Source organism: Atribacter sp., assembly GCF_035418125.1.
GTDB classification, from domain to species: Bacteria; Atribacterota; Atribacteria; order Atribacterales; family Atribacteraceae; genus Atribacter; species Atribacter allofermentans.
In genome coordinates this window covers 1-14491 of the sequence record NZ_DAOLQM010000029.1, presented here as the reverse complement: position 1 = coordinate 14491, position 14491 = coordinate 1, and the positions used below count along the sequence as shown (strand labels likewise).

Below are 14491 nucleotides of genomic sequence, written 5' to 3'. Positions count from 1 at the left end.
CACCAGAAAAAAAGAATGACCAAACCATTGAATTTTCATAATTACACCTCCAACATTACTTCCTTTTCTATCAAACCCATGAGAATATAATCTCATTCCTTACCATCATGAAGATATTTCATCTAATTAATTAAATTATTAATATTTTAAGTTGGTTTATTTGTTGCGTTAATGGAAAAAAGTATATTTAGATATTTTCCTTTGCAACGCCTCATATAACTCATTTTGTTCGGATAGGTAAAGATAAGCTATTTTATTTTGAAACAAGGGGTCATCTTTGATTTGATGCATGATAACCTTTTCGAAATCTGGTGTACCAGGAAGTGGAGAAAATAGAGATAAACGAGGCTTTAATCCCAAATCAGTAACATATTCAATCGACAATTCATAGTCCTTCGCCTTTAAACCAGGAAGGCCAAAAAGAAGATAGACTTCCAGTTCTTCAGGGGCATAACCGGCTTGTATAAAAGATTGAATGGCTTTTTCAAAAATGAAATTATCCACCTTATTTCCAGTGTTTTTTTGGCTATCGACATCGGAAAATTCTAGGCTAATTCGAAGGGTTTCAAAGTTACATTCTCTCATGAGTTCGGCAATTTCCCGAGTTACATACCGGGCATGGATAGAATTGGGGAGGTGAAAACGAAGGGGGAGTCGTTCTTTTTGTAAAGCTTTTAGAAGGGGTAGAAAACTTTCTTCGGCTCGATAAAGCAATGCATCATCATAAAAAGCTAGGTCTTGAATCCGGTAATTCTCATAATCATAGGTAATTTCATCGAGTACCTGCTCCCAGGGCCGCCGCCAAAATTCTGAGAAATACCTCCCGGAAGCACAATAAGTACAGCGAAAGGGGCAACCGATAGAAGTCAAAACGACCGTATAGTCAAGTTTTTTATAAAGATCAAAAGCTGGCTTCACCGAAAAAAACTCTTTATAACCTGTAATAGTAGATAATTCCTTGAAATCTGAACTGAGTTGCTTGATGACCAGCAAGGGGTCAATCCCTTCAATGATCCGGTCGAATCCCCATTGGTGAGCATGTTCTGAACAGAGAGTAGGATACCAACCACCAATAATTACTTGAGTTTTTCCCCATAATTGACGAACAAGATTTAAAAAAGCGACTTGACCAGGATACCAATAAGTCATGGTACCAGTGATAAACACCCATCCTGGGGGTTCAATCTCCTTGAGTTGTTTCTTAACTTCATCCCAAGGTATTCCAAAACGTGACCAATAACGAGGAATCGACAAAAATTGAGCCGGTTTAGGAATCTTTTCCCGATAATAACTACCACAACCCACACTTTTAAGCCGTTTCGGCCCCGGATGGTCTGGTAGAGGCATAAAAGGGTAATGGCGATCCATACAATCTAGGAGGGTAACCTTATAACCAGAATTCTTCAAGTGAGATGCCAGATAAAGTAGTCCCAATGGCTTCATCCAGAGGTCATAAGCGGTAAAATCATAAATCCAAGGATTGACTAAAAGAATATGTTCATTCATCATTGATACTCCACTTTAAATACCAGGCAAAAAAAAATGCCTCCTGTAGTTTCCCACTGGAGGCATTTTTTTTCAATTCACTTATGAACCATTATTGGCTTCAGGGAAACCTCCATTAACAAAAATATCATAGGCTCCTAAATCAAGATAACCATTACCACTGAGATTAAAGACAATAACCTTATCTTCTCCGGTTTCTTTGCATTTCTTAGCTTCTTCAATAGCCGCCTTAATTGCATGAGCACTTTCAGGAGCGGGTAAAATTGCCTCGGTCTTGGTGAAAAGAACAGCTGAGTCAAAAATTTCATTTTGCTTATAGGATTGAGCTTCGATAATACCCGCATTATACAATAAACTTACCAAAGGAGCCATACCATGGTATCGTAGACCACCGGCATGAATTCCTGGCGGGATAAAGTCATGACCGAGGGTATACATTTTTAAATAAGGTGTCATCCCAGCAACATCTCCTAAGTCGTATTCATATTTCCCAGTTAGCAAAGTGGAACAAGATTTGGGTTCAACCGCTATTGCTCGAAAATTCTTCGTACCAGCAATTTTATCACGCAGGAATGGAAAAGCCATTCCTCCAAAGTTGCTACCACCCCCAACACAACCAATAACAATATCGGGATACTTCTCTCCAACCTTTTCCAACTGCAGTTTTGTTTCTTCACCAATTATTGTTTGGTGAAGAAGAACATGGTTAAGAACACTCCCCAGACTATATTTGGAATGAGGAGTATTCACTGCATCTTCGATGGCCTCACTGATTGCTATTGCCAAACTACCTATTGAATCGGGAGTTTCATGAAGTATATCACTCCCAGTTTTAGTGTTCTCACTGGGGCTGGGAAATACATTAGCACCCCAAGTTTGCATTAATACCCGGCGATAAGGCTTTTGACGATAGCTTACATTTACCATATAAACCGTGCACTCCATACCAAAATAATGGCAAGCCATAGAAAGTGCCGAACCCCATTGGCCGGCACCAGTTTCAGTAGTCAAACGTTTAGTTCCATCCTTTTTGTTATAATAAGCCTGTGCTACTGCGGTATTTGGTTTGTGACTCCCAACCGGGCTGTCGCCTTCATACTTAAAATAGATACGGGCTGGTGTTTGTAAGGCTTTTTCCAACCGTCGAGCACGATACAAGGGTGAGGGACGCCAGAGGCGGTATATATCAAGCACTTCACCAGGTATATCAATGAAACGCTGGCTGCTTACTTCCTGCTGTATTAGGCTCGGTGGAAAAATTGGTTCCAAATCTTGAGGAGTAACCGGTTCTTTTGTGCCTGGATGCAACGGGGGATCAAGAGGCCGTGGTAAATCTGGTATGATATTATACCAGATGGTCGGCATCTCCCTTTCGCTCAGGTATATTCGGTTTGCCTCTTCCATGGTAATCACCTCCGGTGTTTTTTTTATTGGTTCATTTGAAAACCAATACCCTTATTATCGTTTGATATTTTTTATAAAATCTCTTCTCAACATCTTGTGTTTAGAACAATTTCACGAATTGCAGTTTTTACATCTACCAAGTTTTATTCAATACTGTTCTTTTTTCATAAAGTACGTCTTGCTATGTCTAGCTTTCTATTCTGAAAATACCATCATTTGAATTCTTTAATCGGTCATCCTGAGAGGCTTCGCTTTTCGAGGGCGTAAGGATCTCATCTGACACCACCGGCGTCATCCTGAGCGGTGCTTTCCCGTGTGAGGATCTCATCTTTTTAGGTTTTTTATTCTTCATAAATACTTTAAAGGATGAGATTCTCACGTCGCAAAATACGCTCCTCAGAATGACGGAGTGGTTGGATGAGATTGCCAGGAGTTCAACCAAAGAACGGTTGAACTCCTGGCAATGACGGATTTAGATAGCTACTTTTATCCTTATCTGGTACTATAAAAATGGCCTGAGAGTTTATCTTCATCATTGGTGAACTATTGTCCATTTTGTCTTTAACCTTCCTTGGTTTCAGTAGAAAGCAACACGCGATCGTTAGCAAATTTTTTATGGCGACGTTCACTAAACCGCTCTAAAAGCTCATTGATAGTCATTTTTTTTCTTTCTTCTCCCGAGATATCTAAAACAATTCCACCATCATCCATAAGAATAGTTCGAGTCCCATATTTCAGAGCATCTCCCAAGTCATGGGTAATCATAAACGCTGTCAGATGATCATCCCGAATGAGAAGATTGGTTAAATTCATGATTTTTTCAGCAGTTTTGGGATCAAGGTTAGCGGTGTGCTCATCTAAAAGTAAAATTTTGGGATTCCCGATAGTTGCCATAAGCAACGCTAAGGCTTGACGCTGACCGCCTGATAAAAGCCCCACTCGATCCCGAAGGCGGTTTTCTAATCCTAAACCAACTTCTGCTAATTTCTCTCGAATTTTTTTTCTCAAAAGTTCAGAAATTGCCAGACGGAGTCCCCTGGTTCTTCCTTTGGCGTAAGCAATGGCAAAATTCTCTTCAATGGTCAACGATGCTGCTGATCCTTGGGTGGTATTTTGGAAAACTCTGCCAATAAAACGAGCTCGACGAAAAGCTGGTAGGGATGTTACATCATGATCTTCTATAATCACCCTTCCTCGGTCGGGAAAATGGTTTCCGCTGACAATATTCAACAAGGTTGTTTTTCCAGCACCATTACTCCCTACAATAGTGACAAACTCATCAGGCTGAACAGTGCAGGAAAGGTTTCTCAAAGCCCATCGTTCATCTGGAGTATTTCTAAAAAATACTTTATCAATGTGTTCAAGTTGTAACACTATTTCACTCTCCTAAACTTCGCTTTTATTACCGGAAAAGAGAGAATAATGATAACCAAAAGACCGGTAAAAAGCTTCAAATCATAGGGTTTAAACCCAATACTGTACCCGTAGTTCAAGGCAGTTGCGGTAGCCAATCGATATACCACCGCTCCAATAATAACCTGAAGGGTTATTACCAGAATAATTCTCCCTCTTAAAAGAACTTCTCCAACGATCACTGAAGCCAGGCCTAAAACTACCATACCAATTCCCATATTGATATCAACAAAACCCTGATATTGAGCAAACATGGCACCAGAGAATGCTACCAAAGCATTAGAAAGAGAAATTCCCACCAGTTTGATTCGGTCAGGATTAATCCCTTGGGCCTCAACCAGAGTTTCATTATCACCAGTAGCCCGGATAGCTAAACCAATTTCGGTTTGCAAAAAAAGGTCTAATAAAATTTTAATAAGAAAAATAAGACCAATTAAAAAAAAGAGACGAAGATAGCTTTCTGGAATGCCGTTGAGGGAATCCCTCAGCATGGTGAAAATCGTTCGATGTCCAAGATTTTCAGAAAGTGATATGTTAGGTCGCCCCATAATCCTTAAATTAATAGAATATAAACAGGTCATGGTAAGAATTCCCGATAAGAGAGCTGGAATTTTCGAAAAAGTATGCAATACTCCAGTTAATAGACCGGCTAAGGCTCCAGCTATAAAAGCAGCTATCATGCTTTCAATCGGGCCAAATCCTCGATAAACCAATGAAGCAAAAACTGCCGCTCCCAACGGGAAGCTCCCATCAACGGTTAGATCAGGAAAGTCTAAACAACGAAAAGTAATATACACGCCTAAAGCAAGAATTCCGTATAGCAATCCTTCCTGTACACTAAAAATAAAATAGTCGTACAATCACTTCACCTGCTTTTCATCATTTCAAGATTACGTTTTCATAAAGTGTTAATTCTAGCCCCATGATGAAATCAACATGGGGCTAGAATTGAATTCTTTTTTTATTTGAACTCTAAAGTGACCTCAACGTTCTGTGATCTCATGTCTTCAACATACTTTTCTAAAAGGGCTTTAAAATCATCAGCTTGAACTCCCAGTATTTCCAAGTTTTTACTGTTAACCATTAAAACCAATTTGTTGGCAAACTCTACCGGGATATCAGATGGCTTTTCTCCTTTTAGAATTCGAGCTACCATGTCACCGGTCTGACGACCATGCAAATAATAATCAAATCCTAAAGCCATAGTTGCTCCCTTTTCCAAGGTTGTAGGATCGGCCAAGATTAACGGTATTTTTTTGTCTTGACAAACCTTGATTACCGTTTCCAGAGCACTCACTACTGTATTATCGGTTGAAACATAAATTGCATCGACCTTACCAACCAGGGATTGTGTGGCAATAGCCACATCAGCCGATGTTGAAACGGTGGCTTCGATAAGAGACATTCCATATTTTTCACAAGCAACTTTTGCTAAATCGTTGGTTACCACCGAATTAACCTCACCAGCGTTATAAACGGTACCTAAATTTTTGGCATCAGGGAATACATATTTTAGCATTTCGACTTGTCGGTCTACCGGTGTCATATCGGATACACCAGTAACATTTCCACCCGGTTTATTAAGATCTTTAACTAAACCAGCACTGACTGGATCAGTTACCGCAGAAAAAACAATTGGTATTTCTTTGGTGGCATTAGCCGCTGCCTGGGAGGTGGGTGTTGCAATTGAAACGATAACATCAACCTGATCGGATACAAATTTACGTGCTATGGTGTTGGCAGTTGCTACATCACCTTGAGCTGATTGCATATCATAGATAATGTCCTGATCGGGAACATATCCATAGACCTCTTGAAGGACATCTCTTACACCATCTCGGGTTGCATTTAAAGCCGGATGGTCAACAATCTGCATGATCCCAATCTTTATCGGTTCAGCAGCCGTTGCTGGCAAAACCAACCCTATTGACAACAAAACCAATAATGTGAAAAAAAGTATCTTTCTCATTTCTTACCTCCTTTTTTAAAAAAAAATCCCTCCCGACACAGGGACGGGAGGGATTAAAATGACCCGCGGTACCACCCTCATTGAGCAAGAGGCTCCAGCTTTAGACCTTTAACGCAGAATGCGATGAAGCTGTTTTTTCCTTCTTCGACCAGCTTCACTCCTCCAGGCTCCATTCGATTCATCGCAAACACCAGGCTTCCATCCCTTCTCCCGGCTCTCTATAGTTTGTCAGATGAAACTACTTGTTCCCTTCTTCGGATTTTTACGATATTATTAACAGTATATCAAAAATTATACGGTAATTTTCAATCTTGTAAAGAGGTAATAGTCACTTTTTTTGCAAAAAACCATTAAAATACTCATTTAAAGACCAATTTGATAAGAAAATGGAAAGGGTGGGTCTTGGTGAAAAAATCAAATCTCTTTTTTTATTCATTTCTAACCACACTATTAGGTACGGCAGTTATTGGCTGGCAAAATGACCTGCTGGCTGCATTTGTTCTACCTCAACCAACCCCTGAAGAAGCTTTCCAATATCTCCAGTCCTACCATCTCCCCCAGCACGATTCATTCGTACTTGAAACTAAATTGCCCTGGCCAGATTTTTCTGATAAGGTCAATACTTATTTTTCCGGGAAAAAAGTTGAATTTACTGAACCAGTTATTATTGAGCAATTTCCCGATTACACCCGCCAGATATTGGATATCACCAAAAATATACCTTGGGGAGAAGTAAAAACCTACCAACAGGTTGCACAATTATCCTCACGAAAAAGAGCTTATCGGGCAGTAGGCCAAGCTTTACATCGTAATCCGATTCCTTTGATTATCCCCTGTCACCGGGTCGTCGCCAAAAGTTCTTTAGGAGGATTCGGTTACGGGTTAGACTGGAAATTACGTTTACTGACCCTCGAAAATATTCAGCTATAAAAACAAAATTCTTTCCTGAAATTATTTTTTTAAAATTTACAAAATGAGATTGCCACGTCGTTCAACCAAAAAACGGTTGGACTCCTCGCAATGATGGTTTTAGATAGGTATTTTCATCCTCATCTGGTGTTGTTAGGCAGTATGAGGGTTTATTGTCTAACAGCATTGGGTTTTGAAACACACTGATCGCCAGCCTCAAGAAAGTTGCTGACTTTTTTATAGAGCAAAAATGTAATAATTCCATTAATAGCACCTTTGAGAAGATTAAAGGGTATAATGGCAGGAAGCAACATGCCGATAACCATTTCTCGAGTCACTCCTAAGTACAAAGGCGTAACCAAAAGATTAGCTATCACCATAACCCCCGTCATCACCAAAGGAGCAATAATCAAACCCTTTACTGCTGAAGAGAGGTTTCTTTGTCTTCGGTAAATCAAACTAGCAGTCAATACATATACACCAGTAGCTATAAAATGCATAAGCACTCCCCAAGGACCTCCCTGCCCGGTTAAAACCGCAAATAAAACTGATACAATGGCAGTCATGACCACGCCAATTCCAGGACTGAATTTAAGGCCCATAATCAATATGGGTACATCACCAGGATCATAAAGCAAAAAGGGTGCCGAAGGAATTAGGGGGAAGTGGATTAAATAGCTCAAAACAATGGATAGAGCAGAAAATGCTCCAGTATAAACCAAATTTCGACACTTCATATCAAGAAGCCTCCTCGAATGGTCTTTCTTCAGAGATAAAAAAACCCTGAAAGCATTTCGCCTTCAGGGTTTATGGGCTTATTATGGACTTCTTCTCCCATCCGGACTTTACCGTCGGCTCCGGATTTTCACCGGATCAACCCATATCGGGCTCGCGGGCTTAGGATGAACCATCACCGCCGGTTGGGAATTGGGAATTTCTCCCTTACCCTACCCTGAAGAAGTATTTTCTCAATGATTTATTCTAACTTGATATTGTTAATTGTCAAGTGATTCAGATCTTATTTCGATAATGAGAAGCCAAGAAAAGAGGAAGCTTTTCATACTCTTCATATAATTTTTGATAATAGGGCCAATTTTCCGAAGGTTCCCATACCCGAGTGGATATTTCGACCATTTTTTTTGCTTCTTCGATGGATCGAGCTATACCGGAACCAACCATAGCAAAGAGAGCTGCTCCTAAAACGGTCCCTTCCTCGCAAGAAGTAGTAATCACCGGAAGTCCTAAAACATCTGCTCGTATTTGATTCCAAAGGTGGTTTTTTGAACCTCCTCCAACCACCCTTACTGCTGTTGGTTCAAAACTAAAGGTTTCATAAAATGCTTTTACCGCTTGCTTAAGTTGAAAGGATAATCCTTCCAGAGCAGCTCGATAAACTTGCGAACGATCAGTAGTTAGCCCTAGCCCTAAGATCGTTCCTTGTGTTTCATAAGGCTTATTCGGACCGGAGGGCATAAAGGAGGGAACCACTATAACTCCCCCACTTCCCGGTTCAATCTCTCTGGCATTATCAATCATCAATGAATAGATGTCTGATCGATCTTTAATGTCAGCAAAAAAATTCCGTCGAACCCACTCCACCACACCACCGGCCATCATCAGCATTTGAGGGTCCCAAAGACCATCTACCGCATCAAATTCGGTCATAATACCCGTTTCAAAAGCTCTTTCTGAGTCACGATATTCTAGGATCCGTATCGCAGCAATTTCCCAGGTTCCCGAACTCAAAACCATTTCACTTTGGTCAGCCATTGACCCAATTAAAGCGAATTGAGTATCATGACCAGCAGCAATAACTGGAATTCCTAAGGGAATCCCGGTTTCTGATGACACTTTTTCCGTAATCCGCCCGATCACCCCCCCACTAGGAAGAAATGGTGGAAAAAAGGTTTCATCTAATCCAACTAAAGATAATAAACGCTCCGACCATTTTTTGGTACGAATATCAATCATCATGGTCGTTGAAGCCGAGGGATAATCAAAAGACATTTCTCCGCAAAGCTTATAGCTTAATAACCCAGGCATCATCATATAGGTATCGGCTTCATCCAATGCTTCTGGAACATTTTCTCTCATCCACAATAGCTTAATAATGGTATTGAAAGGAATTATTTGATAGCCAGTGAGTCGGAAAATTTCTCGTGGGGATATTAACGATGCAATCCTTTTTGCCCATTCGGTTGTTCGAGAACATTGCCAGGATATAACCGGATAAGTTAATGTACCATCCTTCTTTACCGTCGTTCCATCAGCTCCAAAGGTGGTAACAGTGACTGCTACTACCTTTCCATTGACTTGAGACCTTACCTTAGGAATAATCTGTAAAAACTTATTCCATATTTCATCTAAATCCCAAATGAGACAATCTTCGCACCCACTTTGCAATCGGGGAGCATTAGGCAAGGCCGAAATAGCCAATATTTCTCCTTTCATCCCAACTGCTACTGCCCGGAGCGTTGTTGCGCCACAATCAAGTACCAAAATATATTGATTCACAGTTTTCCCTCCGATTTAATTTATATTTAGGTTTGATGGGAAAATATTTTCAATGGAAATTTTTCCTGGCTTCTAGGGGAGATTCTTTAAAAAACCATCTGACCGAATTGCTCTCATCCTTTCTCTCCATTATATTATAATGAAATAAAGAATTTTTCTTATTATAAAATTTTTCTCTTTTTAAAAAAAGGCGTTATTTTCTTTTCCCTAATCCAAAGCTAATAGAGGAGGAAAGATAATGAATAAGTCAACTATGCAAGTTCGTGGTTTGATTGCCTTGGGGATGCTTATTCTCATTTTTATTATGATCATTACCGGGGTTATTTTGTGGTTAGCCATGCTTGGAGTTATGAATCATCCAGGATTGTGGAGCGCTGCTTCCCAGATTCATCCTAACGTTGGGATTATCATGTTTATCTTAGGAATGGTTCATTTTATAACCAATAAAAAGATGTTTTTGAACGATTTAAAACAATTAAAAGGGAAAGAGTATTAAATTGGTAGACTCTCATGAAATGTTATGGTACCAGGTGAAAATAAAAATACCTATCGAAAACCGTCATTGAGCGGAAGCAGAGTTTTTTTCCCTTGAGGGGAGATAGTCAGGATGTGGGTGAAACCTAAGATTCAGACCCAGGTTTGGTGTTTTAAAACGAACTTGAGAGAGTTTTGTAGGTTCCCCCTCACCTTAATCCTCTCCCACCAGGGGAGAGGAAAAAAGGTGCCATTTCCATTCAGAAAGCATTTTTAAAAATTAATTAAAAGATGAGATCCTCACGGCTTCTGAATGCGAGGGCTCAGGATGACGGAGAGGCTGGATGAGATCCTCACGGCTTCTGAATGCGAAGCCTCAGGATGACACCTGCGGTGTCAGATGAGATCCTCACGCCCTCAAGAAGCGAAGCCTGAGGATGGCACTTTCGGTTTCAGATGAAATCCACACGCAGGAAAAACTCTCACACTGGATAAAACCATTTTTCATTCATTACCCGTTATGGTATTGGTTAATTTGAAATAATTGAGCTTCGGTTTGGTGTGGGACGCTTGGAAGAGCTCATATGATTTATGAGATATTCTTCGACGAATTTTGGTTTCTTTTCCTGAAATAGCTGTAAAGCTTTCTGGGAAAGCTCGACGTTAGCGTAGTCTTCTCGTAATCGGATATTTCCGATCTCTTGACGGCTTGTTCCTAAGATTCGACAAAGGGTTCCAAGCAGTTTACCTACCTCCCAACCGTTGGTCGTACCGGTTGAAAGTCGAATTGTTCCTCCTTTGGCAAAAGTCGAATGACTTTTCTTTTCCGGGTTTTTTCTCTGGTGATTTTTTCTTTCTTGAAGGAAACGAGATTTTCTTTCTCGCTCGATTTGTTTATCTTCATCAAGGAACAATTTTAAAGAATAGCCCAAATTATTTCCCTTGCTATTCCACTGTAAAAGCTTTGCTACCAAATCAACTGGATCCTCTTCGGCTACCAGTTTCTCTGACCATTTTTGAATATGGGGCTCAACTGTGACATTCCTATCGGTGAGTTTTTGTTCGATTCGTTGCTGGTTCTTCAACTGGATATCTCCCTGATCGGGAAGCGGCTTCCATTCCACTTTAAGTGAACTTCTTGAAAACATATTACGGAAATGGGACGCTTCGCGGTTGGAAAGCAAAACAATGCTTAATCCCAAATGACCCGCCCTCCCCGTCCGTCCACTTCGATGGACATAGTTATTCAGGTCTCCCGGGAGTCCTAGTTGAATAACATGACTTACCATATCAATATCCAAGCCTCTGGCGGCAACGTCGGTTGCTACTAAACAGGTCGTTATTCCCGTTCGAAATGAATTGAGAGAAGAATTTCTTTCTCTTTGGGTCATTTCGCCATGAAGAGCATTAGCTGAAAATCCGGCTTCGGTTAAAAAAGCAGCACATTCAATCGTTTCTTGGCGAGTTGAACAAAAGATCAGTGCTTTTTCTGGTCCTTCCCAAAGTAATACATTAACCAGACTTTCCAAGCGATGATGAAATGGAATGAGATAAACCCGGTGTTTAATATCCTGATGAGCGGTTAGGTCTTGGTCTAATGAAATCCACTTGGGATGAGTCAGATAATTTTTTGAGAGTTCACGAACCTGTTTTGGCATGGTTGCGGAGAATAACCAGATTCGGTCAACATTTTCATGTGATTCAAAAATTGCTTCTAACTCCTCACGAAATCCTAAATCTAACATGTGGTCACCTTCATCAAGAACAATGGTCTGAATTTCTTCAGTACGATAGTTTCCTCTCCGAATGTGATCTAAAACTCTTCCGGGAGTTCCAACTACCAAGGCAGGTCCATTTAATAATTCTCGGCGTTGATTTACGATATCCATTCCACCAACCAAAGTTGCTATCTTTATATCCATCTCGCTCCCTAACCATTTCAGCTCATGAGCTGTTTGAATGGCTAGTTCCCTTGTTGGAGACAGAATTAAAACCGCCGGCTGAGTTGGAATCTTTTCAAATGTATTGAGGAGAGGAATTCCGAAAGCCAAGGTTTTTCCTGATCCGGTTTTAGCTTGGACAATGAGATCTTCATTCATAATATTGGTTTCATTCATCACTTGAACCTGAACCGGACTCGGATTATCGAATTTTTTCTTATTTAAAGCACAGAGAATTTCCTGACGAAGCGGAAATTGTTTAAAAGTTATTTTTTCGGTCAAAGTATTGACCTCCTTTTTTTTAAAATCGAAAAGATCGTGATCAAAACCACTCATTGACATTTTTTCCGATGAGATCCGATCCATCGATTTGAGGAGGTACACCCATTGGACATTAAATGCCACCATTTGTTCCCAATATGTAGTTATAACTTTGTTTGAAATGACGATCCATTCGCTCTTTTTGAGACTCAAAAAAGGGGACTTGACGGAAGAACTGGAAGTGTAAGGCCGGTTACTTCATCAAAACCTTCGTGATTCTCGAGGGAACATTATAACAGATACTAAAACAAATGAATATCTTTTTTATTTCTTTTAAGAATAATTCAATATAAAAATCTACTTTTCCATTTTGAAGAGAAAGCTTTGGCAGAACAAAAATTCATGCTAATTTCGTAATACCAGATGGATATGAAAAATAAGATTCAACCTGCCATGGCATGTCGCTACATCAATTAAAGTGCGGGCGTGATAAAGACCGAGGGGGAGAGGGGGCGAGGAGCTTGATTTATCAAGCCCATGGGTATTCAGAAGAGATTTATATCAATTCTACTCCATTTGCTTCAAAAGGCTAAGTTTTTCAGCAAATGGAGGATAAAGAATGCCCTTCTCCGTAATGATAGCCCGAATCAGTTGATGTGGTGTCACATCAAAAGCCGGATTCCACGCTCCAACCCCTTGGGGCGCCGTTCGACTTTCTCCAAAAAGAAATATTTCTTCTGGCTTTCTCTCTTCAATAGGTATTTCATCCCCAGTGGCAATATGTATATCGATAGTTGAAAGCGGTGCGGCAATATAAAAAGGTATCTTATGATAGGACGCCAGAACTGCTAAGGAATAGGTTCCGATTTTATTGGCTGTATCCCCATTGGCCGCAATGCGATCTGCTCCCACGATGATTTTATGAACCCATCCTTGCGCCATAAGATAACCGGCCATATTATCAGTAATAAGTGTTACTGGAATATTATTTTTCATGAGCTCAAAACTAGTGAGACGGGCTCCTTGAAGGAGTGGTCGGGTTTCATCGGCATAAACCATTAGTTTTTTTCCGTCTTGAAGAGCTGCCCAGTATATCACTCCTAACGCTGTCCCCCAGGCACTACAGGCTAATGCCCCGGCATTACAATGGGTCAATATTGCATCTTGGTCTTCAATGAGAGATGAACCCTGTTTAGCAATATTTTGATTGGTCTCAATATCTTCATCATGAATTGTAATAGCTTCTTCTACAAGTTTTTTTGTGCAATTACTTGGTGATACACCTTGTTTTTCTGCATTTTTCCAAATCTTTTTCATTCGGTCCAAAGCCCAGAATAAATTAACCGCGGTTGGTCGAGTTGATCGTAAAGTTTGGTCTACATTTTCTAAAAAGGAAAAATATTGATCCGAATGGGTATTTAAACCTTCTTGGGCGCCCAATGCCATACCATAAGCTGCCCCGACACCAATCAGGGGAGCGCCTCTCAAGCCAAGATTTGATATGGCATCAGCGACAACACGAAAATCATTGGTTTCAATGAATTTTTCTTCTAAAGGGAGTTGCCTTTGATCGAGAAATCTAACTTGAAAATTCTTCCATTCAATAGTTTTGAACATTTTCTAATCTCCGTAAGCAAATATTTTAATTTTGTTAATTATTTGTGAATTTTTTTCTGTTTCAAATGTTTTTAGGATACATCTTCGTACCATTTGGTGGCGCCAGATGAGGATGAAAAAAGGTTACCCCTCCTCATCCTAACCCTCTCCCACGAAGGGGCGAGGGGAAAAAGCTCTCCCTTTAGAAAAGGGGGTAAGGGGGAATTTGATTTTTACTGTTCCGTCATTGCGAGGAACAAAGTGACATGGCAATCTCTGCCACCTCATATGTCATTCTGATGAGTCCGGTGTTTTCTACCGGACGACGTGAGGATCTCATCTTTTTATTCTTTTTTCTAGGTGATTTTCTCAAGGTATCAAAGAAAATTCGAAAGGCACCCTCCCCACCGTAAAACGGCACCCCTCCAAGGAGGGGAATTGTTGAATTCATTCCCCCATTGAGGGGGGATTCAGGGGGGTGTGCCTTTTTCTTTTTTTGTTTATT

At 40.3% G+C, this 14491-nt stretch carries 12 protein-coding genes, 1 riboswitch and 1 other annotated feature; of the genes, 2 read left to right on the top strand and 10 right to left on the bottom strand.

Annotation, left to right across the window (positions count from 1 at the left end):
* Positions 1–168 precede the first annotated feature (168 nt).
* From PLK24_RS03170 to PLK24_RS03150, 5 genes are all read right to left on the bottom strand, one after another.
* The gene (locus PLK24_RS03170) at positions 169–1509 is read right to left on the bottom strand and encodes a B12-binding domain-containing radical SAM protein (RefSeq protein ID WP_324476316.1); all 1341 of its coding nucleotides are present in this window, start codon (positions 1507–1509) and stop codon (positions 169–171) included.
* 78 nt (positions 1510–1587) lie between these two features.
* Complete coding sequence (locus PLK24_RS03165; protein WP_324476315.1) at positions 1588–2910, bottom strand: TrpB-like pyridoxal phosphate-dependent enzyme; 1323 nt, start codon at positions 2908–2910, stop codon at positions 1588–1590.
* A 561-nt stretch (positions 2911–3471) separates the two neighbouring features.
* Positions 3472–4284, bottom strand: coding sequence for an ABC transporter ATP-binding protein (locus PLK24_RS03160; protein WP_324476314.1), 813 nt, complete (start codon positions 4282–4284; stop codon positions 3472–3474).
* Positions 4284–5183: an ABC transporter permease gene (locus PLK24_RS03155; protein ID WP_324476313.1), complete on the bottom strand. Its 900-nt coding sequence runs from the start codon at positions 5181–5183 to the stop codon at positions 4284–4286. The genes PLK24_RS03160 and PLK24_RS03155 overlap by 1 nt, the downstream gene beginning before the upstream one ends.
* Before the next feature lie 101 nt (positions 5184–5284).
* Positions 5285–6292 carry an ABC transporter substrate-binding protein gene (locus PLK24_RS03150; protein ID WP_324476312.1) on the bottom strand — a complete coding sequence of 336 codons (1008 nt, stop codon included), beginning with the start codon at positions 6290–6292 and terminating at the stop codon, positions 5285–5287.
* A 36-nt stretch (positions 6293–6328) separates the two neighbouring features.
* Positions 6329–6556, bottom strand: a binding site (T-box leader).
* 141 nt (positions 6557–6697) lie between these two features.
* Here PLK24_RS03150 and PLK24_RS03145 point away from each other — a divergent pair.
* Positions 6698–7222: a methylated-DNA--[protein]-cysteine S-methyltransferase gene (locus PLK24_RS03145; protein ID WP_324476311.1), complete on the top strand. Its 525-nt coding sequence runs from the start codon at positions 6698–6700 to the stop codon at positions 7220–7222.
* A gap of 149 nt (positions 7223–7371) precedes the next feature.
* Here the strand turns inward: PLK24_RS03145 and PLK24_RS03140 are convergent, their stop codons facing one another.
* Positions 7372–7938, bottom strand: a complete 567-nt coding sequence (locus PLK24_RS03140) for an ECF transporter S component (RefSeq protein ID WP_324476310.1) — start codon at positions 7936–7938, stop codon at positions 7372–7374.
* Positions 7939–8023: 85 nt separating this feature from the next.
* A riboswitch (FMN riboswitch) is annotated at positions 8024–8165 on the bottom strand.
* Positions 8166–8212: 47 nt separating this feature from the next.
* Complete coding sequence (locus PLK24_RS03135) at positions 8213–9715, bottom strand: FGGY family carbohydrate kinase (protein ID WP_324476309.1); 1503 nt, start codon at positions 9713–9715, stop codon at positions 8213–8215.
* A 238-nt stretch (positions 9716–9953) separates the two neighbouring features.
* Here PLK24_RS03135 and PLK24_RS03130 point away from each other — a divergent pair, with 238 nt between their 5' ends.
* The gene (locus PLK24_RS03130) at positions 9954–10211 is read left to right on the top strand and encodes a hypothetical protein (protein ID WP_324476308.1); all 258 of its coding nucleotides are present in this window, start codon (positions 9954–9956) and stop codon (positions 10209–10211) included.
* Positions 10212–10719: 508 nt separating this feature from the next.
* Here PLK24_RS03130 and PLK24_RS03125 read toward each other — a convergent pair.
* The 3 genes from PLK24_RS03125 to PLK24_RS03115 all read right to left on the bottom strand — a co-directional run.
* Complete coding sequence (locus PLK24_RS03125; protein WP_324476307.1) at positions 10720–12495, bottom strand: DEAD/DEAH box helicase; 1776 nt, start codon at positions 12493–12495, stop codon at positions 10720–10722.
* Positions 12496–12957: 462 nt separating this feature from the next.
* Positions 12958–14007 carry an S-methyl-5-thioribose-1-phosphate isomerase gene (mtnA, locus tag PLK24_RS03120; RefSeq protein WP_324476306.1) on the bottom strand — a complete coding sequence of 350 codons (1050 nt, stop codon included), beginning with the start codon at positions 14005–14007 and terminating at the stop codon, positions 12958–12960.
* 223 nt (positions 14008–14230) lie between these two features.
* Positions 14231–14491, bottom strand: a 261-nt coding sequence (locus PLK24_RS03115) for a hypothetical protein (RefSeq protein ID WP_324476305.1), incomplete at its 5' end; no start/stop codon positions are given.